Consider the following 22,937-nt stretch of genomic DNA (forward strand, 5'->3'; position numbering starts at 1 on the left):
GGGCGGCCCGGAACCAGGATGCTGCGGGGCCCCGGGGTGCGGCGCCCCGGCCGGGTGGGGTGCGGCAGGGTGCTGGAGGCCCGTCTGATGCTGCGGTACGCCTCCGGGGGTGCCCCAGCCCGGCTGGGCGTGCGGGGGCCGGGGAGCCCCGGCCTGGACCGTCGGATGCACACCGAGCCGGGGCCCGGACGCGGGCCCCGGGTACGGGGTGCCCGGCGGCACCGGCGGAGGAACGGGCGGCTGCCCGCCGAGGTCCCCGCCGCCCGCCGGACCCCCCACTGCGTGCTGCATCCGGTGCCACTCCGTCTCGTACGCCTGCTGGATCCCCGGACCGGTGTGTCCGTGGACGGCGGAACGTTACCGCCCCCGCCCCCCACAGGGGGAACGCCCGGGGACGCCCCCTGGTGCCCGGTCGGGCCCCTCAGCCTCTGTCAGTCGGCGAGTTCCTCGGCGAGCGCCCGCAGCGCCAGCCGGTAGGAGCCGATCCCGAACCCGGCGACCGTGCCGGTCGCCACGGCCGCGACGACCGAGGTGTGCCGGAACTCCTCGCGGGCGTACGGGTTCGAGATGTGCACCTCGATCAGCGGGGCGGTCCGCTGGGCGGCGGCGTCCCGCATCCCGTACGAGTAGTGCGTGAACGCACCGGGGTTGATCACCACGGGGATCGAGCCGTCCGCGGCCTCGTGGAGCCAGCGGATCATCTCGCCCTCGTCGTTGGTCTCCCGGACGTCGACGTCGAAGCCGAGCTCCGCGCCGAGGGTCCGGCAGGACTCGACGAGCCCCTTGTAGGAGGTGGCGCCGTAGATGTCGGGCTCGCGGGAGCCGAGACGGCCCAGGTTGGGGCCGTTGAGCACCAGAACCGGACGCGTCTGGCTCACGCGGACACCTCGCCGTACGCCGCGATCAGGACGGCCGGGTCGGGACCCTCCAGGACGGTCGGCTTGGCGAGCCCGTCGAGGACGATGAAGCGCAGCAGGTCGCCGCGGGACTTCTTGTCGACCCGCATCGTCTCCAGGAGCTTGGGCCACTGGTCGCCGCGGTAGGTGAGCGGCAGGCCGACGGACTCCAGGATCGCCCGGTGCCGGTCGGCGGTGGCGTCGTCGAGGCGCCCGGCGAGGCGGCCGAGTTCGGCGGCGAAGACCATGCCGACGGAGACGGCGGCGCCGTGGCGCCACTTGTACCGCTCGTTCTTCTCGATGGCGTGGGCGAGGGTGTGGCCGTAGTTGAGGATCTCCCGGCGGCCGGACTCCTTGAGGTCGCCGGAGACGACCTCGGCCTTCACCTTGATCGAGCGGACGAGCAGCTCGGCCGTGTGCGGACCGGCCGGCGTACGGGCGGCCTGCGGGTCCTCCTCGATGAGGTCGAGGATCACCGGGTCGACGATGAAGCCGGCCTTGATGATCTCCGCGAGACCGCTGACGTAGTCGTGCACCGGCAGCGAGTCGAGCGCCGCGAGGTCGCACAGGACCCCGGCGGGCGGGTGGAAGGCGCCGACGAGGTTCTTGCCCTCGGCGGTGTTGATGCCCGTCTTGCCGCCGACGGCCGCGTCGACCATGGCCAGGACGGTGGTCGGCACGGCGATCCAGCGCACGCCCCGCAGCCAGGTCGCGGCCACGAAGCCCGCCAGGTCGGTGGTGGCGCCGCCGCCGACGCCGACGACGACGTCGCTGCGGGTGAAGCCGGTCTGGCCCAGCGCCTTCCAGCAGTAGGCGGCGACCTCGGCGGTCTTCGCCTCCTCGGCGTTCGGCACCTGGATGGCGACCGCCTCGTAGCCCTGCTCGGCGAGGTCGGCGCGGAGCGCCTCGCCGGTGTCGGCGAGCGCCTCCGGGTGGATCACGGCGACCCGCTTGGCCTGGGTGCCGATCAGGCCGGGGAGCTCACCGAGGAGCTGCCGCCCGACCAGTACCTCGTACGGATCGGTGCCCGCGGAACCGCCGACCTGGATACGGGTCACCTGGTCCTGGTCCGTCATACGTCCTTCAACTCCAGTGCGTCGAGGACCGCCTGGGCGACCTCTTCGGGGGTGCGGTCGTCCGTGCTGACGACGGCGCGTGCGACTTCTTCGTACAGATGGCGGCGCGCCTCCATCAGCTCGCGCCACTGGCGGCGCGGGTTGACGGCGAGCAGCGGCCGGGCGGTGTTGAGTCCGACCCGCCGCACGGCCTCCTCGACGTCCATCGAGAGGTACGCGACGGGCAGCCCGGCGAGCAGGGCGCGGGTCCCGGCGTCGAGGATCGCGCCGCCGCCGAGGGCGAGGACGCCCTCGTGCTCGGCGACGGCCTTGGCGACCGCGGCCCGCTCCAGGGCGCGGAAGTGCTCCTCGCCGTCCTCGACGAAGATGTCTGAGATCTCGCGTCCTTCGGCGGCGACGATGTCGGCGTCGGTGTCCCGGTAGGGCGCGCCGAGCCGTTCGGCCAGGAGCGCGCCCACCGTGGACTTGCCGGAGCCCATGGGCCCGACGAGGACGACCAGGGGTCCGCCGGTCACCGGATGTTCAGGTTGTCGAGGTACGACTGGACGTTGCGGCGGGTCTCGGGGACCGAGTCGCCGCCGAACTTCTCGACGACCGCGTCCGCCAGGACCAGCGCGACCATCGCCTCGGCGACGATGCCGGCGGCCGGGACGGCGCACACGTCGGAACGCTGGTGGTGGGCGGCCGCGGCCTCGCCGGTGGCGACGTCGATCGTGGCGAGGGCGCGCGGGACGGTCGCGATCGGCTTCATCGCGGCGCGGACGCGCAGCAGCTCGCCGGTGGTCAGACCGCCCTCGGTGCCGCCGGAGCGGCCGGAGGTGCGCTTGATGCCGTCCTCGGTCCGCACGATCTCGTCGTGCGCCTGCGAACCGGGCACGCGCGCCAGCTCGAACCCGTCGCCGACCTCGACGCCCTTGATGGCCTGGATGCCCATGAGGGCGGCGGCGAGCCGGGCGTCGAGACGCCGGTCCCAGTGGACGTGCGAGCCGAGGCCGACGGGCACGCCGTAGGCGAGGACCTCGACCACACCGCCCAGGGTGTCGCCGTCCTTGTGGGCCTGGTCGATCTCGGCGACCATCGCCTTCGACGCGTCGGCGTCGAGGCAGCGGACCGGGTCGGCGTCGAGCCTCTCGACGTCGGCGGGGGTCGGGTAGACGCCGTACGGCGCCTTGGCGGCGGCCAGCTCGACGACGTGCGAGACGATCTCGATGCCCGCGGCCTCCTTGAGGAAGGACCGGGCGACGGCGCCGAGGGCGACACGGGCGGCGGTCTCCCGGGCGCTGGCGCGCTCCAGGATCGGCCGGGCCTCGTCGAAGCCGTACTTCTGCATGCCGGCGAGGTCGGCGTGGCCGGGGCGCGGGCGGGTCAAGGGCGCGTTGCGGCCCGTCTCCTTGAGCTCCGAGGGGTCGACCGGGTCGGCCGACATGACCTTCTCCCACTTGGGCCACTCGGTGTTGCCGACCATGACGGCGATCGGGGAGCCGAGGGAGAGTCCGTGCCGGACGCCACCCAGGAAGGTGATCTCGTCCTGCTCGAACTTCATGCGGGCGCCACGCCCATAGCCGAGGCGTCGCCGCGCGAGGTGGTCGGCCACCAGCTCAGTGGTGACCGGGACGCCGGCGGGCAGACCCTCAAGGGTCGCGACCAGCGCGGGTCCGTGGGATTCCCCAGCGGTCAGCCAACGCAACCTGCTCAACGATGCTCCTCTTGCTCGCGCCTGGGCACTGCGACGACGCGGCCGGGTGCGCGGCCCTGGCCCGCCAACCCCGATCCTCCCACGTCCGGGGGACGAACCCGCCCTCCGGTCCAGCTATCGGACGTCGGCCTCGCTCTCCTGGACGGCCTCGCCGCTCTCGCGGTCGGCCCCGCTCTCCTCCAGGGGTGCGCCGAATCGCTCACGCAGCCAGTCGAGGCCGAGGTGGACGACCACGGCGCAGCCGAACGCGAGCAGCGGATACCTCACCCATTCGGGCAGGTGGTGGTGGAACACCGCGAAGACCAGTCGCGTGATGTTCCACGCCACGCTCCACCGCGACGCCAGTACGAATTCCCCGCCCGTGTCCACTACCGCTCCCCCGTGATCGACCCGGTACGGGGTGGAGCCTACCGAGCCGCCAGCGCCCGCTCCCCCGCCGCCCGCATGGCCGCGAGCGGGGCCTTCGGGACGCCCGTCATCTGCTCGACCTGGAGGACGGCCTGGTGGACGAGGAGGTCGAGACCGCCGACGACCTTGCCGCCGTGCTCGGACCAGGCGGCCGCGAGCGGGGTCGGCCAGGGGTCGTACAGGACGTCGAAGAGCGTGCCGACCCGGTCGGGGACGGCGGTCGCCAGGGCGTTCGTGGTGCCGGCCGGGGTGGTCGCGATCACCAGCGGGGAGGCGAAGGCCTCGGCCGCGTCGTCCCAGTCGGCGGTACGGACGTCCACGCCGAGCCGCTCGCCCCAGCCGCGCATCTCCTCGGCCCGCGCCTCGCTCCGTACGTACGCGGTGACGGGCCCCGCGCAGATCCGGGCGAGGGCGGCGAGCGCGGAGGAGGCGGTGGCGCCGGCACCGAGGACGGCCGCCGACTCCACCTTCTCGACGCCCCGCTCGCGCAGGGCCGCGATCATGCCGGGGATGTCGGTGTTGTCGCCGACCCGGCGCCCGTCCTCGCGGAAGACGACGGTGTTGACGGCCTCCACGGAGGCGGCCGTGTCGCTGATCTCGTCGAGCAGCGGGATGATCGCCCGCTTGAGCGGCATGGTCAGCGAGAGCCCGGCCCAGGTCTCGTCCAGCTCGCCGACGAAGCCGGGCAGCGCGGCCTCGTCGACCTCGAAGCGCTCGTAAGACCAGTCGTCGAGACCCAGCTCGGCGTACGCGGCCCGGTGCAGGACCGGGGAGAGCGAGTGGGCGATGGGCGAACCGAGGACGGCCGCGCGGCGACGCGTCTCACTGGCTGGCATTGAACTTGTCCTTCAGCTTGAGGAACTCGGCGTGCGTCTTGGCGAACTCGGTCTTGTTCATGCCGTCCGTGGCCACGAAGTAGAGCCAGCCGTCGTTCGTGGGGTTGAGCATGGAGGCCAGCGCCTCGTTGCCCGGGTTGCCGATCGGTCCCGGCGGCAGTCCCTTGTGCTTGTACGTGTTGTACGGATCGGTGTTGCTGTTCGCCTCTTGCTCGGAGATCTTGATGTTGCTCTGACCCTTCAGATAGTTGAGGGTCGAGTCGAACTGCAGCAGCTGGACGGTCTCCATGTTGCTCGGCTTCAGGCGGTTGTAGACGACCTCCGCCATCTTGCGGAAGTCCTCGTGGGTCTTGCCCTCCGCCTGGACCAGGCTCGCGACCGTGACGAGTTCCCACGGCCCCTTCAGCCCCAGCGTCTTCGCCTTCGCGTCCAGGTCCAGCTTGAGGTACTCCTGGTTCGCGCGGGACACCATCTTGCGCAGGGCGTCCTCGGGCTTGCCGCCCTTGGCGACGGGGTAGCTCGCGGGGAAGAGGAATCCTTCCAGCGGGTCCTTGACGTCCTCGTGGTCCTTGGCCCAGTCGGGCAGCCCGAGGGAGTCCGCCTTCGCGAGCGCGATCTTCTTCGTGGTGCCCGGAGCCAGGTCGAGGCGCTCGTCGAGCTTCTCGTAGACCCAGGCGTTCCGCTTGCCCTCGGGAATGATGAGGTTGGCCTGGCTGGCCGGGTTCAGCATCAGCGTCACCGCGCTGTCGGCCGACATCTCCTTCTTCAGCGTGTAGGCACCCGCCTGGATCGAGAGACCCCGCGGGTTCTTCTGCTGTGCCGAGACGAAGGCGTCGACGCTCTTCACGACGCCGGCCTTCTTGAGGATGTTGCCGATCTCGTAGCCGCCCGCGAACTTCGGGATCTCGACCTGGACCTCGCCGCTGCCGCTGCCCGCGTAGTCGGGCGCCGCACCGAACTCGCCCTGCCAGAACTGGTAGCCGAAATAGCCGATGCCGCCGACGCCGCCCACCAGGACGAGCGCGACGACCAGGCAGGCCACGCCGTTCTTGCCTTTGCGTTTCTTCGCTTTGCTGCGGCGTTCGCGGTCGTCGTCACGGGAGCCCCGGCCGCGCCCGCGGCCCGGCTCCTCGTCGTAGTCGTCGTCCTCGTCGTCGCCGCCCGTGAAGAAGGGGTGCTTCTCCTCCTCCGGCTCCGGCTCCGGGTGCGCCTCTTCCTCCGGCGCCCAGTCGACGACCGGCTCCGGCGGGTTCTGCCGGCGGCCGGGCGGCTGGGGCGGCGGGTAGGCCTCGGGCGTCCCGTAGAGGTCCGGGTTCTGGCCGCCGTACGGATCGGCCGGGGGCGCGCCGTAGGCCATCGCCGCCTGGCCGGTCTCCCAGTTGCCGTCGTACTGCTGTCCGAGCTGCCCGGGCGTGTCGTAACCGCCGCCCGGGTACCCCGTCTCGTACTGCTGCTGCGGCTGCTGGAACTGCTGCTGGTACTGCGGATCGACGTACTGCGGATCGACGTACTGCTGCTGGGGCGGCTGCTGCTGGTACTGCTGCTGCGCCTGCTGCTGGTACGGGTCTCCCCCGTAACCCTGACCGCCCTGCCCGTACGGATCCGCGTAGCCCTGGCCCCCGTGACCGTACTGGCTCGCCTGCTGCGGGTGCGGGTACTGCTGCTGGCCCTCCCACCCCTGGTCCCCGTAGAGCGGGTCCCCGGGGTGCCACGGTTCGGAGCCAGGGCCCCGGCCATACTCAGTCATCGATCCCCAAAACAGCCGCGAGGCTTCCGGACGATCCGCCTCTACGTAGTGCGGCAGCTGTTCGAACACCGCCGCATCGCGCGGAACGTTACCGTATCGCGATCAGATGACCACTTCGACGCCCTCACCGGGCGGATTACCTGATACCCGTTCGGACTCAAGAGCGTTCTGAAGGATGATCACAGCGGCGGCCTGGTCGATGACGGACCGCCCCTTCTTCGCCTTCACGCCCGAGGCCCGCAGGCCCTGGGTCGCGGTGACGGTGGTCATCCGCTCGTCGACGAGGCGGACCGGGACCGGGGCGATGCCCTTCGCCATCTCCCGGGCGAAGGCGCGGACCTTGGTCGCGGCCGGGCCCTCCCGCCCGCTGAGCGAGCGGGGCAGGCCCACGACGACCTCGATCGGCTCGTACTCCTCGACGATCTGGCGGAGCCGCCGGTGGGCGGCCGGGACGTCGCGTCCCGGCACGGTCTCCACCGGCGTGGCGAGGACCCCGTCGGGGTCGCACGAGGCGACCCCGATCCGGGCGTCCCCGACGTCGACCGCGAGGCGGCGGCCGCGGCGCATCGTCACGCCGTCTCCACCACGAGGCGCTCGACCGCGGCGATGGCCTCGCCGACGGCCTCCGGGTTCTGGCCGCCGCCCTGGGCGACGTCCGGCTTGCCGCCGCCACCGCCGCCGAGGGTCTTGGCGGCCGTACGGACCAGCTCGCCGGCCTTGAGGCCGCGCTCGCGGGCGGCCTCGTTGGTGGCGATGACCGTCAGCGGCTTGCCGCCCACCGTGGTGAACAGGGCCACGACGGCCGGGCGGTCCGAGGGGATGCGGCCGCGGACGTCGAGGACCAGCTTGCGCAGGTCGTCGGCGCCGGTGCCGTCCGGGACCTGCCCGGTGACGAGGGCGACGCCGCGGATGTCGCGGGCGGAGTCGACGAGACCGGCGGCGGCCTGCAGGACCTTCTCCGCGCGGAACTTCTCGATCTCCTTCTCGGCGTCCTTCAGCTTGCCGAGCATGGAGGAGATCTTCTCCGGCAGCTCCTCCGGGCGGCCCTTGACGAGCTCCTGGAGCTGGGCGACGACCGTGTGCTCGCGGGCGAGGAAGTTGTACGCGTCGACGCCGACGAGGGCCTCGATGCGGCGCACGCCGGAGCCGATCGACGACTCGCCGAGCAGCTTCACCAGGCCCAGCTGGGCGGTGTTGCCGACGTGCGTGCCGCCGCACAGCTCCTTGGAGAAGTCGCCGATGGTGACGACGCGGACCTGCTCGCCGTACTTCTCACCGAACTCGGCGATGGCGCCCTGGCGCTTGGCCTCGTTGATCGGCATGACCTCGGCGTGGACCTCCAGCTCGCGCGAGAGGACCTCGTTGATCTTCTGCTCGACGTCGGTGAGCACCGCGCCGGGGACGGCGTTCGGCGAGCCGAAGTCGAAGCGGAAGCGGCCGGGCTGGTTCTCGGAACCGGCCTGGGCGGCCGTCGGGCCGAGAGCGTCGCGCAGCGCCTGGTGGGTGAGGTGCGTGGCGGAGTGGGCACGGGCGATGGCCCGGCGGCGCTTGACGTCGATGGTGGCGTAGGCGGTGGAGCCCACGGTCACCTCGCCGACCTGCACGGAGCCCTTGTGGACCGAGACGCCCGGAACCGGCTGCTGGACGTCGCGGACCTCGATGACGGCACCGCTGTGCAGCTTGATGCGGCCCTGGTCGGCGATCTGGCCGCCGCCCTCGGCGTAGAACGGGGTGCGGTCGAGGACGACCTCGACCTCGTCGCCCTCGGAGGCGGCCGGGGAGGAGACGCCGTTCACGAGGAGGCCGACGACCGTGGTCTCGCCCTCGGTGTTGGTGTAACCGGTGAACTGGGTGGCGCCGTTGGTGTCGGCGATCTCCCGGTACGCGGTCATGTCGGCGTGGCCGGTCTTCTTGGCCTTGGCATCGGCCTTGGCCCGGTCCCGCTGCTCCTTCATCAGGCGGCGGAAGCCGGCCTCGTCCACGGAGAGGCCCTGCTCGGCGGCCATCTCCAGGGTGAGGTCGATCGGGAAGCCCCAGGTGTCGTGGAGCAGGAAGGCCTTCTCGCCGGCGAGGACCGTGCCGCCGGCGGCCTTGGTCTCGGTGACGGCGGTGTCGAGGATGTTCGTGCCGCCCTTGAGTGCCTTGAGGAAGGCGGCCTCTTCGGCGAGGGCGACGGTCTCGATGCGCTTGCGGTCGGTGACCAGCTCCGGGTACTGCTCGCCCATCGTGTCGATCACGGTGTCGACGAGGTCCTGGACGACCGGGCCGGTGGCGCCGAGCAGGCGCATGTTGCGGACGGCGCGGCGCATGATGCGGCGGAGCACGTAGCCGCGGCCCTCGTTGCCGGGGGTGACGCCGTCGCCGATGAGCATCACGGAGGTGCGCATGTGGTCGGCGACCACGCGGAGCGAGACGTCGCTGTCGTGGGCCTTGCCGTACTGGACGCCGGTGAGCTCGGTGGCCTTGTCGATGACGACCTTGAGGGTGTCCGTCTCGTACATGTTCTGGACGCCCTGGAGGATCATCGCCAGGCGCTCGAGACCGAGGCCCGTGTCGATGTTCTTCGACGGGAGCTCGCCGAGGATCGGGAAGTCCTCCTTGCCGGAGCCCTCGCCGCGCTCGTACTGCATGAAGACCAGGTTCCAGATCTCCACGTACCGCTCGTCGTTGACGGCCGGGCCGCCCTCGACGCCGAAGTCGGGGCCGCGGTCGTAGTTGATCTCGGAGCAGGGGCCGCAGGGGCCGGGGACGCCCATGGACCAGTAGTTGTCCTTCTTGCCGAGGCGCTGGATGCGCTCGGCCGGGACGCCGACGACGTCGCGCCAGATCCGCTCGGCCTCGTCGTCCTCCAGGTAGACGGTGATCCAGAGCTTCTCCGGCTCGAGCCCGTAGCCGCCGTGCTCCACCGGGGTGGTCAGCAGCTCCCAGGCGAGCTTGATGGCGCCTTCCTTGAAGTAGTCGCCGAAGGAGAAGTTGCCGCACATCTGGAAGAACGTGCCGTGCCGGGTGGTCTTGCCGACCTCCTCGATGTCCGGCGTGCGCACGCACTTCTGCACGCTGGAGGCGCGCGTGAAGGGCGGCTTGACCTCGCCCAGGAAGTAGGGCTTGAACGGCACCATGCCGGCCGGGACGAGCAGCAGAGTCGGGTCGTCCGCGATGAGCGACGCCGAAGGGACGACGGTGTGCCCGCGCTCCTCGAAGAAGCTCAGCCAGCGGCGGCGGATTTCAGCCGACTCCATCAGTGGTCCTCATTCCGGTTGTACGAACTCGAAGGCATCTTGGAAAACGAATAGGTGGTCGGGCGCGCGACCGGGCCGAGCGCGGCCCTCCGGCGCGGCTCCGGCAGCTCCCGGTCCTGGTCCACGGGGGCCTCCAGACCGAGCGCCTCGCCCAGCTCGGCCTCCCGCTGGACCATGCCCGCACGGACGTCGAGGGCGAAGTCCTTGAGCCGGTGGCCGGTCTCCACGGCCTTGTTCGCCGCCTGGGCGGCGAGGCTCTCGGGGGTCAGCTGCTTCAGCTTCCGGTTGACCTTGGTGGTGGCCCACACGCCGGCGGCTGCGCCGGCCGTGAACCAGAACGTGCGGCGGAACATCGCGGCTCAGCCCTTCTGCTTCCGGCGTCGCGAGGACGGCACGGTACGGCCGACGATCACAGTACGGCGGACGGCGGCCCGGGGCGCGTCCTCCGCCTCACGGCCCCGGCCGAGCGCCCGGCGGACGCCGTAGCCGAAGGCGGCCACCTTGACGAGCGGGCCGCCGAAGGTGGAGGCGACGGTCGTGGACAGCGCGGAGGCGTTGGAGGTGACCTCCTGGACGTCCGAGGCGATGGCGTCGACCCGGTCGAGCTGGGTCTGTGCCGAGCGCACGGTCGCGGACGCGTCGGCCAGCAGGGGAACGGCCTGTTCGGTCACGTCCGCCACCAGCCTGGTGGTCGCCCTGAGCGTCTGCGCCAGCCTCACCAGCACCACGGCGAGGAAGGAGACGAGGATCGCCCAGAACACGGCCACCAGGATCCCGGCAACCTCTCCACCGGTCACTGTGCACCGCTCTCTGCTGTCGTGGGCCTGTCGTCGGGCCTGTGAAAAGTCGTCTCCCGACCCTATCGCGCCCGGGCTGTCCTGCCGTACCGCATTACCGCCCGTGGGACGGGAGTTACGGGAACCCGATTGTACGGAGTGCGCGCGGGTGAGTACGCTCCGTGTCCCATGCGACGGAGCAATCTCCCGGCGGAGCTGAACCGGTTCGTCGGACGGACCGCCGAGGAGGCCGCACTGACGGCGCTCCTCGAGACGTCCCGCCTGGTCACGGTCGTGGGCGTCGGCGGGGTCGGCAAGACACGGCTCGCGCTGCGGGCTGCCGCGGGGGCGCAGAAACGCTACGGCGAGGGGGTCGGGCTCGCCGAGCTCGCGCCGCTGCGCGACCCGGATCTGGTGGCGTACGCCCTGGTCGAGGCGCTCGGTCTGACCGACCACACGCCGAGGGCCCCGCGCGAGGTTCTCCTTGAGCACCTGGCGGAGCGGCGGATGCTGCTGGTGGTGGACGGTTTCGAGCACCTGGTGGAGAGCTGCGCGGCGCTGGTGCGGGAGCTCCTGGCCCGTGCGCCCGGTCTCACCGTGCTCGCGGTCGGCCGGCGGCCGCTGCGGGTGGCGGGCGAGGCGGTGTTCCCGCTGGCCCCGATGGACGAGGCGGACTCGGTGGCGCTCCTCGCCGAACGGGCGGCGGAGGCGGGCGCGCCGGAGTTCGCGGGGGCGGGTACGGGAGCGCTCGTGGCCTCTGAGCCCGGCGCGGCGGCCGTACGGGAGCTGTGCCGGCGCCTCGACGGCATCCCGCTCGCCCTCGAACTCGCGGCCGGCCGCCTCCCTCTCCTCTCGGTCGAGCAGATGCTGCACCGTCTCGACGACCGCTTCCGGCTGCTCGCGGACGGCGAGCGCGGGGCGCTTCCCCGCCATCAGACGCTGCGCACCGCGATCGGCTGGAGCCACGAACTGTGCACCCCGGAGGAGCGGCTGCTCTGGGCACGGCTCTCGGTGTTCGCCGGCCCCTTCGACCTGGAGGCGGTGGAGTACGTGTGCGGGGGCCGGGAGCTGCCGCCGGAGCGGGTCCTCGACCACCTCGGAGGCCTGCTCGCGCAGTCGCTCGTGTCGCGGGAGGACACTCCCGCGGGTCCCTCGTACAGGCTTCTGGACACGGTCGCCGCGTACGGGGCGGAGTGGCTGGCGGCGCTCGGCGACACGGAGCGGATGCGGCGGCGGCACCGCGACTGGTACATGGGGCTGGCCACCTGGTGCGAGCTGGAGTGGTTCAGTCCGCGCCAGGCGGAGGTGGCGGCCCGCACGGACGTGGCGCTGCCCAATCTGCGGGCGGCGCTCGACCTCTGCCTCGAACTCCCGGAGGACGCGCACCTCGCCCAGCACCTGGCGGGCACGCTCTGGTTCGCCTGGGTGGGCTGCGGTCGGCTTTCGGAGGGCCGGCACTGGCTGGAGCGGGCGCTCGCACTGGAGTCCGGGCACGAGGAGGCGCGGCTCAAGGCGCTGTGGGTGCTCGGGTACGTGGCGGTCCTGCAGGGGGACGGTACGGCGGCGGTGGCGGCGCTCCACGAGTGCGGGGAGCGGGCCCGGTCCTCGCGGAACGCGCTGGCGGAGGCGTACGCGACGCACCGGATGGGCTGTCTCGCACTCCTTTCGGACGATCTGCCGCGGGCCGAGTCGCTGATCGGGCGGGCGCTCGACTCCTACCGGGAGCTCGGCGAGCTCAACAGCAACGTGCTGATGGGGCAGGTCGAGATGGCGATGGCGCGGGCCTTCCGGGGCGACCTGGAGGGGGCGGTCGCGATCTGCCGGGAGGTCCGGGAGGTCTGCGAGGAGCGCGGGGAACTCTGGACCCGGGCGTACGCCCTCTACGTCCTGGCGTTCTCGGCGTGGACCCGGGAGGCGTACGGGGAGGCGCGGGAGCTGCTCACCGAGTGCGTCTCGATCAACCACACCTTCCGTGACCTGGTGGGGCTCGTGCTGGCGATCGAGCTGCTCGCGCTCGTGACGGTGAGCGAGGGGGATCCGGCGGAGGCGGCGCTCCTCCAGGGGGCCGTGGTGCCGGTGTGGGACACGGTGGGCATCCGCCTCTTCGGCTCGGCGGCGTTCGACGGGCCGAGGGCGCTGTGCGCGCAGCGGGCGGCGGAGGCGCTGGGCGCGGAGGCGTTCGACGTCGCGGTCCAGGAGGGGCGGCGCCTCCCGCTCGACGCGGTCGTGGAGCGCGCGCTCGCCGGGCGCCAGGATCCGGCCATCGGCGGCGCGGCGGATGCGACGGCCCCGCGTCCCTTCCGTACGGCCCGGTCGACGGCGGTCCCGGGAACGCGGAAGCCCGCCGGCTCCCCCACCGGAAAGGGCGGGGAAGCGGCGGGCTGAACACCGCGTGGGTGGTACTACTCCCGTGCTGGGATCAGCGGGCGTAGTACTCGACGACCAGCTGCTCGTCGCAGATGACCGGGATTTCCTTGCGGTTCGGGTCGCGGTCGAGGCGGAAGGCGAGGGCCTTCAGGTTGACCTGCAGGTAGCGCGGGGTCTCGCCGTCGGCGGCGAAGCCACCCTCACGGGCCATCTCGAACAGCGGCTTGTTGCGGCTGCGCTCGCGGACCATGACGACGTCGTCCGGACGGACACGGAACGACGGCTTGTCGACCTTGCCACCGTTGACCTGGATGTGACCGTGCACGACCATCTGGCGGGCCTGGTAGATGGTGCGGGCGATGCCCGAACGCAGGACCAGGGCGTCGAGGCGACGCTCGAGCTCGACGACCAGCGCCTCGCCCGTCTTGCCCTCGGCCTTCTTGGCGCGGTCGTAGGCGCGCGCCATCTGGCGCTCGCTGATGTCGTACTGGGCGCGCAGACGCTGCTTCTCGAGCAGACGGACCTTGTAGTCCGAGTTCTGCTTGCGGCCACGGCCGTGCTCGCCCGGCGGGTAGGGGCGGGCCTCGAAGTACTTGACGGCCTTCGGGGTCAGCGCGATGCCGAGGGCACGCGACTTCTTGACCTTGGGACGGGACTGGTTCGCCATGAACCAACCTCTCTATCTGTACGAATACGGCTTCACCAGGGTTAGGGGAGGTCGCATCCGCAGCCCGGGAAACCCGTCTGGTCCGTACGGGACGGACGTGGCGGGCAGCCGCTCCCAGGTCTGGGCACATACGTGCAGCACGCGAACGACCCATCGCCGCTCCCGGGAATCCGGGTGGTGATGGGTGGCCCGCGACACCTTCGAAGGTGCGCGACGCTCCTGGAAACCCCGCCCGAGGACCGGGTCTCCGGCTGACTGTCCCGTTCTGGTGGTGCCGACCGGAGTCGGACACGGGACGCAGCGATCCGCACCAGTGTACCGGGTCGGACGGGCCCTAGATCCCCTCGCCCTTCAGACGGGCTCGTACGCGCTCCACCACGTCCGCGTATCTCGCCTCCGCTCCGTGGCGCGTGGGCTCGTAGTACCGGCGGCCGTGGATCGAGTCCGGGGCGTACTGCTGGGCCGCGATGCCGCCCGGTACGTCGTGGGGGTACACGTACCCCTGGGCGTGGCCGAGTTTGGCGGCGCCCTTGTAGTGGCCGTCGCGCAGGTGCGGCGGGACCGGGCCCGCGAGGCCGCCCCGTACGTCGGCGAGGGCGGCGCCGATCGCGGTCGTCGCCGTGTTCGACTTCGGGGCGAGGGCCAGGGCGATGGTGGCGTGGCTCAGGGTGAGGGCGGCCTCGGGGAAGCCGATCATGGCGACGGCCTGGGCTGCGGCGACGGCGATCGGCAGGGCGTTCGGGTCGGCGAGGCCGATGTCCTCGCTCGCGGAGATCATCAGGCGGCGGGCGATGAAGCGCGGGTCCTCCCCCGCCTCGATCATCCGCGCCAGGTAGTGCAGGGCCGCGTCCACGTCCGAGCCGCGGATCGACTTGATGAGCGCGCTGGCCACGTCGTAGTGCTGGTCGCCGTCCCGGTCGTACCTCACGGCCGCGCGGTCGACGGTCTCCTCGACGGTCTGGAGGGTGATCTCCGGCTCGCCCTTGGCGATCGCCGCGCCCGCCGCGGCCTCCAGGGCGGTCAGGGCCCGCCGGGCGTCGCCGCCGGCGACGCGCAGGAGGTGCGCCTCGGCGTCCTCCGGCAGGGTCACGGCCCCGCCGAGCCCCCGCTCTCCGGTGAGCGCCCGGGCCATCAGGCCCTTCAGGTCCTCGTCGGTGAGCGGCTCCAGGGTGAGGAGCAGGGAGCGGGAGAGGAGCGGGGAGATGACGGAGAAGTAGGGGTTCTCGGTGGTGGCGGCGATCAGGGTCACCCAGCGGTTCTCGACGGCCGGCAGGAGCGAGTCCTGCTGGGCCTTGGAGAAGCGGTGGATCTCGTCGAGGAAGAGGACGGTCTCCTTGCCGAAGCCGCCCACCGCGCGCCGGGCGCCGTCGATGACGGCCCGGACCTCCTTGACGCCGGCGGTGATCGCGGACAGCTCCACGAAGCGCTTGTTCGTGGCCTTCGAGACGACGTACGCGAGGGTCGTCTTCCCGATCCCCGGCGGGCCCCAGAGGATCACCGAGGAGGCGCCGGCGGGGCCGCCGTCGCCGTCCCCGACGAGTCGGCGCAGCGGCGATCCGGGCTTGAGCAGGTGCTGCTGGCCCACCACCTCGTCGAGGGTGCGGGGGCGCATCCGGACGGCCAGCGGGCTGCTGGCCGGGTCCTTCTCCTGGCGGTCTTCGGCTGCTGCGGTAAAGAGGTCGGGCTCCACAGTCATGAAGCCTAAGTCAGGGCACTGACAGACCCGGCCCGGCTCAGCCGGTCCAGAAGTCCCACCAGCGGGTCAGGATCAGCATGCCGATGATCCCGATGTGCAGGACCGGCAGGATCCAGGTGAACTCGTCGAAGAAGGTCTTCAGGCCGCGGGGGGCGGGGATCACGCCGAGGCGCACGTTGTGCGAGGTCACGTACCAGAACATGACGATGGTGGCGACCCAGGCGAGGCAGCACCACAGGCAGAGCGAGCCGATCACGTACAGGGACTGGTACATGAGCCAGGTGCAGAAGCCGACGCCGAAGAGGGCGCCGGCGTTGAGGCCGAGCCAGTACCAGCCGCGGTAGCGGGCCCCGGCGAGCAGGCCCATGCCGATCGCGATGACCACGGGGTACGCGACGAGCCCGATCATCGGGTTCGGGAAGCCGAACACCGAGGCCTGCTCGCTCTTCATGATGTTGCCGCAGGAGACGATCGGGTTGAGGCTGCACCCCGGGGTGAAGCCGGGGTCTTCGAGCAGCTTGAACTTGTCGATGGTGATGACCCAGGCGGCGAGCAGTCCGGCCGCTCCGGTGATCACGAGGAGCCAGGAGAAGGCCCGGCTCGCCCCGATCGTGCCGCCGGACCCGCTGTCCCGGTCGGAGCCGACCTCGTCCACCGCTGCCTTCGCCATGTCACCTTTTCCCTCGCTCGACCGGCCTTGTGGGCACGGTCATTCTGCAACACCGATCTGTCGTCCGGCCGTTCGCGGAAGATAAGGAAGGGCCCGGACCAGGGTGTGGTCCGGGCCCTTCCTCACGGCGGATCAGGCCAGCTTGGCCCGTACGGCGTCCACGAGCCCGTCGACGGCGACGGCCTGCTGCTCGCCGGACTCCATGTCCTTGAGCTGTACGACGCCCTCGGCGAGGTCGCGCTCACCGGCGACGACCGCGAGGCGGGCGCCGGAGCGGTTGGCGTCCTTCATGGCGCCCTTGAGGCCCTTGCCGCCGAAGGAGAAGTCGGCGGCGACGCCGGCCCTGCGGAGCTCGGTGACCTTGCCGAAGAGGAGACGGCGGGCCTCCTCGCCGATGGCCACGGCGAAGACGCTGGTGGCGGCGGGGATGTCGAGCTCGACGCCCTCCGCCTCCAGGGCGAGGACCGTGCGGTCCACGCCGAGGGCCCAGCCCACCGACGGCAGCGCGGGGCCGCCGATCATCTCGGAGAGGCCGTCGTAGCGGCCGCCGCCGCCGACCGCCGACTGCGAGCCGAGACCGTCGTGGACGAACTCGAAGGTGGTGCGGGTGTAGTAGTCCAGGCCGCGGACCAGCTTGGGGTCGTCCTCGAAGACGACGCCCGCCGCGGTGATCAGGGCGCGCACCTCCTCGTGGTACGCCTTGCACGCGTCGCACAGGTAGTCGCGCAGGAGCGGCGCGTCCACCAGCTGCTTCTGGACGTCGGCCCGCTTGTCGTCGAGGACGCGCAGCGGGTTGATCTCGGCGCGGCGCAGGGTCTCCTCGTCGAGGTCGAGGCCGCGCAGGAAGGTCTGGAGCGCCTCCCGGTAGACGGGGCGGCACTCCTTGTCGCCGAGCGAGTTCAGCAGGATGCGGAAGTTCCGCAGGCCGAGGGAGCGGTAGGCCTCGTCGGCCAGGATGATCAGCTCGGCGTCGAGCGCCGGGTCCTCGGCGCCGATCGCCTCGGCACCGACCTGGGAGAAGTGCCTGTAGCGACCCTTCTGCGGGCGCTCGTAGCGGTAGTACGAGCCGGAGTACCAGAGCTTGACCGGCAGGTTGCCCTGCTTGTGGAGGTTCGCCTCCAGAGCGGCGCGCAGCACGGACGCGGTGCCCTCGGGACGCAGGGCGAGCTTGTCGCCGCCCTTGGTCTCGAAGGCGTACATCTCCTTGGTCACGATGTCGGTGGACTCGCCGACGCCGCGGGCGAAGAGGTTCACGTCCTCGAAGCCGGGGGTCTCGACGTAGCCGTATCCGGACTTGCGCAGCGGTCCGGAGATCGCGTCCCGGACCGCCAGGTACTTGGCGGAGTAGGGCGGGATCAGGTCGTACGTGCCCTTGGGGGCCTTGAAGGTGCTCACGAAAGTCGTCACATTCCTCGTCGGGGAGCGTCCGTGCTCCCGAGGCCGGCGGCCACGTCCCGAAGGTAGGGATTGGTGGCGCGCTCCTGGCCGATGGTCGTCTGGGGACCGTGTCCCGACAGCACCACGGTCGAGTTGTCGAGCGGCAGGCACACGCGGGCCAGCGACGCGAGCATCTCGTCCATGTCACCGCCGGGAAGGTCGGTGCGTCCGATGGAGCCGGCGAACAGCAGATCCCCGGAGAAGAACACGGAGGGGATCTCCGTGGTCTCGGGCATCCGGAAGGTCACCGACCCCTTGGTATGACCGGGCGCGTGGGCGACGGAGAACTCCAGGCCGGCGAGCTTCAGCCGGGCGCCGTCGGTGAGCTCGCGCAGGTCGTCGGGCTCTCCCACGGTCAGCTCGCCCATGAGGGGCATCCCGATGGAGCGGCCGACGGCCTTCTCCGGGTCGCTCATCATGTAGCGGTCGGACGGGTGGATCCACGCGGGGACGTCATGGGCGCCGCACACCGGGACGACGGAGGCGACGTGGTCGATGTGTCCATGGGTGAGGACGACGGCGACGGGCTTGAGCCGATGCTTCTTCAGCGTCTCCTCGACTCCCTGGGCGGCCTGGTGGCCCGGGTCGATGATGACGCACTCCTCGCCTGCGGCGGGGGCGACCAGATAGCAGTTGGTCCCCCAGGCCCCGGCGGGGAACCCGGCAATCAGCACGTTCGTCCTTAGGTGTCGTCCGGCACGGGGGCGCGGAACTCGTGGAACCCGCAGAAAATGCGGAATGCGGCAGATCAGAGCCTACCGGCGGTGCCGGTTCCACAGCCAACCCGTATACGGTACGGGCACATCCGGCCAGGACAGGAACAACCGAGCGACAGGAGCGGACCCGGTGGTCACCAGCGATCAGCGGCGGCGGCAGCTTGCCAGGGAGAAGTACGCGCGGCAGCAGCAGCGGCGGGAGGAGAACCGGCGCAAGGCGAAGCGCCGCAACACCGTCATCGCGGCCGCCCTCGCGGTGGTGCTGGCCGCGGGCGGCGCCGTGTACGCCTCCGTGGCGCTGACGGGCGACTCCTCGAAGGGCTCGGACAGCGCGGCGGGCGACACGCCCACCACCCCGGCGCCCACGGAGAGCGGGTCGGCGAGCCCGGAGCCGAAGCTGACCGTGGACCGGAAGGCCACGTACGACATGGCCCTGAAGACCAACGAGGGCGAGATCACGATCACCATGGACGCGGCGAAGACCCCGCACACGGTGAACTCCTTCAAGCACCTCGCCGACAAGAAGTACTTCGACGGGACCAAGTGCCACCGCCTCACGACCCAGGGCATCTACGTGCTCCAGTGCGGCGACCCCAAGGGCGACGGCACCGGCGGCCCGGGCTACACGATCCCCGACGAGAACCTGACCGCCCTCGGCAAGGCGGGCGCGGACGGCGCGGTGACCTACCCGGCCGGCACCGTCGCCATGGCCAACACCGGGCAGCCGGGCAGCGGCGGCTCGCAGTTCTTCCTCGTCTACAAGGACACGAAGCTGCCGCCGAGCTACACCCCCTTCGGGAAGATCGACGCGGCCGGCCTGAAGGCGGTCCAGGAGGTGGCGAAGGCCGGTGTCGAGGGCGGCGCCACGGACGGCGCTCCGAAGAAGCCCGTCACCATCGAGAAGGCGACCGTCACCGAGAAGTGAGCCCGCTCGTCCGCACGCACGCGTGACCGTGGAATCTCGGTCGCGCTGAGTGCGGACAGCCGGGCCGCGGTTCGCCTAGATTGGCGTTGTGCAGCGTGGGCCGTCGGCCGCGCTGCGATGGCGGGCGAGGCCCGCCGGGAAACTGTGGACGATGCCCGGGGGTACGACCCCGCGACGGCATCATGGTGAGGAGGCGCTGTGAGCAGCGACCCGTGGGGCCGTGTCGACGAGACGGGCACCGTGTACGTGCGGACGGCCGAGGGTGAGAAGGTCGTCGGATCGTGGCAGGCCGGCACCCCTGAGGAGGCCCTGGCCTACTTCGAGCGCAAGTACGAGGGCCTGGTTGTCGAGATCGGCCTCCTCGAGAAGCGGGTGAGGACCACCGACCTCTCGGCGAAGGACGCCACCGCGGCGATCGAGCACATCCGCAAGCAGGTCGACGAGCACCACGCCGTCGGCGACCTGGCGGCGCTCGCGACCCGCCTGGACAAGCTCGTCGAGACGGTCGACTCGCGCCGCGAGGAGCGCAAGGCCCAGAAGGCCAAGCAGACCGACGAGGCGCGCACCGCCAAGGAGAAGCTCGTCGCCGAGGCCGAGGAGCTGGCCCAGAGCGAGCAGTGGCGCTCCGCGGGCGAGCGGCTGCGGGCGCTCGTGGACACCTGGAAGGGCCTCCCCCGGCTCGACCGCAAGTCCGACGACGAGCTGTGGCACCGCTTCTCGCACGCCCGCTCGGCGTTCTCGAAGCGCCGCAAGGCGCACTTCGCGTCGCTCGACGCCCAGCGCGAGGACGCCCGCAAGGCGAAGGAGCGCCTGGTCGCCGAGGCGGAGTCGCTGTCGAACTCCACCGACTGGGGCAACACGGCGGCCCGCTACCGCGAGCTGATGGCGGAGTGGAAGGCGGCCGGCCGCGCCCAGCGCGAGCACGAGGACGACCTGTGGAACCGCTTCCGCGGCGCCCAGGACGTCTTCTTCGCGGCGCGCGGCGAGGTCTTCGCCGAGCGGGACGCGGAGCAGACCGAGAACCTCAAGCTGAAGGAGGAGCTCGCGACCGAGGCCGAGAAGCTGGTGCCGGTGACGGACCTGAAGGCGGCGCGTGCGGCCTTCCGTTCCCTCAACGAGCGCTGGGAGGCCATCGGCCACGTCCCGCGTGACGCCCGTCCCAAGGTCGAGGGCCGGATGCACACGGTGGAACGGGCGATCCAGGAGGCCGAGGAGGCCGAGTGGCGCCGGACGAACCCGGAGGCGCGTGCGCGTGCCGCGGGTCTGACCGGTCAGCTCCAGGACGCCGTGGAGAAGCTGCGCAAGCAGATCGACGCGGCCCGCGCCGCCGGCAACGACGCCAAGGCCGACAAGCTGTCGCGTGAGCTGGAGGGCCGTCAGGCCCTGCTCGACCAGGCGCTGAAGGGCCTGGAGGAGTTCGGCGGCTGACGCCGTGGCTCTTTTCGGTACGAGGAAGGCCCCCGGCATCGCGCCGGGGGCCTTCCTCGTGCGTACGGCGCTACGGCCGGCGGGCCGAGGTCACGCGGTAGACGTCGTAGACGCCCTCCACGCCCCGTACGGCCTTCAGGACGTGGCCCAGGTGCTTCGGGTCGCCCATCTCGAAGGTGAAGCGGGAGGTGGCCACCCGGTCGCGGGAGGTCTGGACGGCCGCCGAGAGGATGTTGACGTGCTGGTCCGAGAGGACCCGGGTGACGTCCGAGAGGAGCCGGGAGCGGTCCAGGGCCTCGACCTGGATGGCGACGAGGAAGACCGAGGACTGGGTCGGGGCCCACTCGACCTCCAGGATCCGCTCCGGCTCCCGGGACAGCGAGTCCACGTTGACGCAGTCGCTGCGGTGAACCGATACGCCACTGCCCCGGGTGACGAATCCGATGATCGGGTCGCCGGGCACGGGCGTGCAGCAGCGGGCCAGCTTCACCCAGACGTCCTCGACGCCCTTGACGACGACACCGGGGTCGGCGCTGGAGCGGCGCTTGGAGCGGCCCCGGGCCGGCGGGGCGACCTCCTCGATGTCGGCGACGGCGGCCTCCTCGCCGCCGAGCGCCTGGACCAGTTTCTGCACGATGGACTGGGCGGTGACATGGCCCTCGCCGATCGCCGCGTACAGCGAGGAGATGTCGGTGTAGCGCAGCTCGTGGGCGAGGGTGACGAGGGAGTCGCCGGTCAGGATCCGCTGGATCGGCAGGTTCTGCTTGCGCATGGCCCGCGCGATGGCGTCCTTGCCCTGCTCGATGGCCTCGTCGCGGCGCTCCTTGGAGAACCAGGCGCGGATCTTGTTGCGGGCGCGCGGGGACTTGACGAAGCCCAGCCAGTCGCGGGAGGGTCCGGCGCCGGCGGCCTTGGAGGTGAAGACCTCGACCAGGTCGCCGTTGTCGAGGGTCGATTCGAGCGGTACGAGCCGCCCGTTGACCCGCGCCCCTATCGTGCGGTGGCCGACCTCGGTGTGGACCGCGTACGAGAAGTCGACGGGGGTGGCGCCGGCGGGGAGCGCGATCACGTCGCCCTTCGGCGTGAAGACGAAGACCTCGTTGCGGGAGAGGTCGAAGCGCAGGGACTCCAGGAACTCGCTGGGGTCCTCGGTCTCCTTCTGCCAGTCGAGGAGCTGGCGCAGCCACGCCATGTCGTTGAGGTGGTCGTCCTTGCCGGCCTTCTTCGGCACGTCGGCGCGGACCTTGGAGGCGCCGGCGACGGCCTCCTGCTTGTACTTCCAGTGCGCGGCGATGCCGTACTCGGCGCGCCGGTGCATGTCGAAGGTCCGGATCTGGAGCTCGACGGGCTTGCCGTTGGGTCCGATGACCGTCGTGTGCAGCGACTGGTACATGTTGAACTTCGGCATCGCGATGTAGTCCTTGAACCGGCCGGGGACCGGGTTCCATCGCGCGTGGACGGTGCCGAGGGCCGCGTAGCAGTCGCGGACGGTGTCCACGAGGACGCGGATGCCGACCAGGTCGTAGATCTCCGCGAAGTCGCGGCCGCGGACGATCATCTTCTGGTAGACGCTGTAGTAGTGCTTGGGGCGGCCGGTGACGGTGGCCTTGATGCGGGCGGCCCGGAGGTCGGCCTGGACCTCGTCGGTCACTATGGCGAGGTACTCGTCCCGCTTGGGGGCGCGCTCGGCGACGAGCCGGACGATCTCGTCGTACATCTTGGGGTAGAGGATCGCGAAGGCGAGGTCCTCCAGCTCCCACTTGATGGTGTTCATGCCCAGGCGGTGGGCCAGGGGCGCGTAGATCTCGAGGGTCTCGCGGGCCTTCTTCTCCTGCTTCTCCCGCTTGAGGTAGCGCATGGTGCGCATGTTGTGCAGGCGGTCGGCGAGCTTGATGACCAGGACGCGCGGGTCCTTGGCCATGGCGACGACCATCTTGCGGACGGTCTCGGCCTGCGCGGCCTCGCCGAACCTGACCTTGTCGAGCTTGGTGACGCCGTCGACGAGGAGCGTGACCTGGTCGCCGAAGTCGCGGCGCAGGTCCTCGAGGCCGTACTCGGTGTCCTCGACGGTGTCGTGGAGGAGCCCTGCCATCAGGGTCGCCGGGTCCATGCCGAGCTCGGCGAGGATGGTGGTGACGGCGAGCGGGTGCGTGATGTACGGGTCGCCGCTCTTGCGCTTCTGGCCGCGGTGCCAGCGCTCGGCGACCTGGTAGGCGCGCTCGATCTGGCGGAGCGTCGCCGTCTCGATCTTGGGGTCGTTGGAGCGGACGATCCGCAGCAGCGGTTCGAGGACCGGGTTGTACGGGGAGGAGCACTACTACAGCGTCTACCAGAAGATGATCGTCCGCGGCCGCGAC

Annotated in this window: 20 protein-coding genes; 3 read left to right on the forward strand and 17 right to left on the reverse strand. The window is 71.3% G+C overall.

Annotated elements, in window-relative coordinates:
• Nucleotides 1-431: 431 nt before the first annotated feature.
• From aroQ to CCN56_RS20350, 11 genes are all read right to left on the reverse strand, one after another.
• A complete protein-coding gene (gene aroQ, locus CCN56_RS20295) occupies nucleotides 432-878 on the reverse strand; it encodes a type II 3-dehydroquinate dehydratase (protein WP_086828778.1) in 447 nt (148 codons plus the stop codon).
• Nucleotides 875-1,972 (reverse strand): 3-dehydroquinate synthase, encoded by a 1,098-nt coding sequence (gene aroB / locus CCN56_RS20300; protein WP_041128243.1) that lies wholly within the window; start codon nucleotides 1,970-1,972, stop codon nucleotides 875-877. The genes aroQ and aroB overlap by 4 nt, the downstream gene beginning before the upstream one ends.
• Nucleotides 1,969-2,487 (reverse strand): shikimate kinase, encoded by a 519-nt coding sequence (locus CCN56_RS20305; RefSeq protein WP_086828780.1) that lies wholly within the window; start codon nucleotides 2,485-2,487, stop codon nucleotides 1,969-1,971. The genes aroB and CCN56_RS20305 overlap by 4 nt, the downstream gene beginning before the upstream one ends.
• Nucleotides 2,484-3,668 carry a chorismate synthase gene (aroC, locus tag CCN56_RS20310; protein ID WP_086828782.1) on the reverse strand — a complete coding sequence of 395 codons (1,185 nt, stop codon included), beginning with the start codon at nucleotides 3,666-3,668 and terminating at the stop codon, nucleotides 2,484-2,486. Before aroC ends, CCN56_RS20305 begins: the two co-directional genes overlap by 4 nt.
• 114 nt (nucleotides 3,669-3,782) lie before the next feature.
• Nucleotides 3,783-3,995, reverse strand: coding sequence for a hypothetical protein (locus tag CCN56_RS20315; RefSeq protein WP_143664577.1), 213 nt, complete (start codon nucleotides 3,993-3,995; stop codon nucleotides 3,783-3,785).
• A gap of 80 nt (nucleotides 3,996-4,075) precedes the next feature.
• Nucleotides 4,076-4,912: a shikimate dehydrogenase gene (locus CCN56_RS20320; protein ID WP_086828785.1), complete on the reverse strand. Its 837-nt coding sequence runs from the start codon at nucleotides 4,910-4,912 to the stop codon at nucleotides 4,076-4,078.
• A complete protein-coding gene (mltG, locus tag CCN56_RS20325) occupies nucleotides 4,899-6,659 on the reverse strand; it encodes an endolytic transglycosylase MltG (RefSeq protein ID WP_086828787.1) in 1,761 nt (586 codons plus the stop codon). Before mltG ends, CCN56_RS20320 begins: the two co-directional genes overlap by 14 nt.
• A gap of 102 nt (nucleotides 6,660-6,761) precedes the next feature.
• The gene (gene ruvX / locus CCN56_RS20335) at nucleotides 6,762-7,226 is read right to left on the reverse strand and encodes a Holliday junction resolvase RuvX (protein ID WP_030693079.1); all 465 of its coding nucleotides are present in this window, start codon (nucleotides 7,224-7,226) and stop codon (nucleotides 6,762-6,764) included.
• A gap of 2 nt (nucleotides 7,227-7,228) precedes the next feature.
• Nucleotides 7,229-9,898, reverse strand: a complete 2,670-nt coding sequence (gene alaS, locus CCN56_RS20340; RefSeq protein ID WP_086828789.1) for an alanine--tRNA ligase — start codon at nucleotides 9,896-9,898, stop codon at nucleotides 7,229-7,231.
• Nucleotides 9,898-10,251: a DUF6167 family protein gene (locus CCN56_RS20345; RefSeq protein WP_086828791.1), complete on the reverse strand. Its 354-nt coding sequence runs from the start codon at nucleotides 10,249-10,251 to the stop codon at nucleotides 9,898-9,900. Before CCN56_RS20345 ends, alaS begins: the two co-directional genes overlap by 1 nt.
• Before the next feature lie 6 nt (nucleotides 10,252-10,257).
• Complete coding sequence (locus CCN56_RS20350; protein WP_086828793.1) at nucleotides 10,258-10,695, reverse strand: DUF948 domain-containing protein; 438 nt, start codon at nucleotides 10,693-10,695, stop codon at nucleotides 10,258-10,260.
• Nucleotides 10,696-10,863: 168 nt separating this feature from the next.
• Between CCN56_RS20350 and CCN56_RS20355 the strand changes: the two genes are divergently transcribed.
• Nucleotides 10,864-13,059: an AAA family ATPase gene (locus CCN56_RS20355; protein ID WP_086828795.1), complete on the forward strand. Its 2,196-nt coding sequence runs from the start codon at nucleotides 10,864-10,866 to the stop codon at nucleotides 13,057-13,059.
• A gap of 34 nt (nucleotides 13,060-13,093) precedes the next feature.
• Here the strand turns inward: CCN56_RS20355 and rpsD are convergent, their stop codons facing one another.
• The 5 genes from rpsD to CCN56_RS20380 form a co-directional block, all read right to left on the reverse strand.
• Nucleotides 13,094-13,708 (reverse strand): 30S ribosomal protein S4, encoded by a 615-nt coding sequence (gene rpsD, locus CCN56_RS20360; RefSeq protein ID WP_041128255.1) that lies wholly within the window; start codon nucleotides 13,706-13,708, stop codon nucleotides 13,094-13,096.
• 334 nt (nucleotides 13,709-14,042) lie between these two features.
• The gene (locus tag CCN56_RS20365) at nucleotides 14,043-15,398 is read right to left on the reverse strand and encodes a replication-associated recombination protein A (RefSeq protein ID WP_086828796.1); all 1,356 of its coding nucleotides are present in this window, start codon (nucleotides 15,396-15,398) and stop codon (nucleotides 14,043-14,045) included.
• 43 nt (nucleotides 15,399-15,441) lie between these two features.
• Nucleotides 15,442-16,074 (reverse strand): vitamin K epoxide reductase family protein, encoded by a 633-nt coding sequence (locus CCN56_RS20370; protein WP_086828797.1) that lies wholly within the window; start codon nucleotides 16,072-16,074, stop codon nucleotides 15,442-15,444.
• Nucleotides 16,075-16,206: 132 nt separating this feature from the next.
• Nucleotides 16,207-17,469 carry a histidine--tRNA ligase gene (gene hisS / locus CCN56_RS20375; RefSeq protein ID WP_086828807.1) on the reverse strand — a complete coding sequence of 421 codons (1,263 nt, stop codon included), beginning with the start codon at nucleotides 17,467-17,469 and terminating at the stop codon, nucleotides 16,207-16,209.
• Between the two features lie 8 nt (nucleotides 17,470-17,477).
• Nucleotides 17,478-18,185: an MBL fold metallo-hydrolase gene (locus CCN56_RS20380; protein WP_086828799.1), complete on the reverse strand. Its 708-nt coding sequence runs from the start codon at nucleotides 18,183-18,185 to the stop codon at nucleotides 17,478-17,480.
• A gap of 172 nt (nucleotides 18,186-18,357) precedes the next feature.
• Between CCN56_RS20380 and CCN56_RS20385 the strand changes: the two genes are divergently transcribed.
• Together CCN56_RS20385 and CCN56_RS20390 are read left to right on the forward strand one after the other, a co-directional pair.
• Nucleotides 18,358-19,152 carry a peptidylprolyl isomerase gene (locus CCN56_RS20385; protein ID WP_086828801.1) on the forward strand — a complete coding sequence of 265 codons (795 nt, stop codon included), beginning with the start codon at nucleotides 18,358-18,360 and terminating at the stop codon, nucleotides 19,150-19,152.
• Between the two features lie 198 nt (nucleotides 19,153-19,350).
• The gene (locus tag CCN56_RS20390; RefSeq protein ID WP_086828803.1) at nucleotides 19,351-20,580 is read left to right on the forward strand and encodes a DUF349 domain-containing protein; all 1,230 of its coding nucleotides are present in this window, start codon (nucleotides 19,351-19,353) and stop codon (nucleotides 20,578-20,580) included.
• A gap of 70 nt (nucleotides 20,581-20,650) precedes the next feature.
• On the opposite strand, the gene CCN56_RS20395 is transcribed toward CCN56_RS20390, so the two are convergent.
• Entirely contained in the window at nucleotides 20,651-22,861 is a 2,211-nt protein-coding gene (locus CCN56_RS20395; RefSeq protein WP_373412874.1) for a bifunctional (p)ppGpp synthetase/guanosine-3',5'-bis(diphosphate) 3'-pyrophosphohydrolase, read from the reverse strand.
• Nucleotides 22,862-22,937: the final 76 nt, after the last annotated feature.

It is taken from the genome of Streptomyces sp. NRRL B-24572 (genome assembly GCF_002156145.1).
Lineage (GTDB): Bacteria > Actinomycetota > Actinomycetes > Streptomycetales > Streptomycetaceae > Streptomyces > Streptomyces vietnamensis.

What these genes read in the sequence shown, in the direction of transcription:
- alaS (WP_086828789.1), bottom strand. Translation starts at nt 9,898, where the DNA reads ATGGAGTCGGCTGAAATCCGCCGCCGCTGGCTGAGCTTCTTCGAGGAG.
- CCN56_RS20345 (WP_086828791.1), bottom strand. Translation starts at nt 10,251, where the DNA reads ATGTTCCGCCGCACGTTCTGGTTCACGGCCGGCGCAGCCGCCGGCGTG.
- CCN56_RS20320 (WP_086828785.1), bottom strand. Translation starts at nt 4,912, where the DNA reads ATGCCAGCCAGTGAGACGCGTCGCCGCGCGGCCGTCCTCGGTTCGCCC.
- rpsD (WP_041128255.1), bottom strand. Translation starts at nt 13,708, where the DNA reads ATGGCGAACCAGTCCCGTCCCAAGGTCAAGAAGTCGCGTGCCCTCGGC.
- mltG (WP_086828787.1), bottom strand. Translation starts at nt 6,659, where the DNA reads ATGACTGAGTATGGCCGGGGCCCTGGCTCCGAACCGTGGCACCCCGGG.
- ruvX (WP_030693079.1), bottom strand. Translation starts at nt 7,226, where the DNA reads ATGCGCCGCGGCCGCCGCCTCGCGGTCGACGTCGGGGACGCCCGGATC.
- CCN56_RS20355 (WP_086828795.1), top strand. Translation starts at nt 10,864, where the DNA reads ATGCGACGGAGCAATCTCCCGGCGGAGCTGAACCGGTTCGTCGGACGG.
- CCN56_RS20370 (WP_086828797.1), bottom strand. Translation starts at nt 16,074, where the DNA reads ATGGCGAAGGCAGCGGTGGACGAGGTCGGCTCCGACCGGGACAGCGGG.
- aroB (WP_041128243.1), bottom strand. Translation starts at nt 1,972, where the DNA reads ATGACGGACCAGGACCAGGTGACCCGTATCCAGGTCGGCGGTTCCGCG.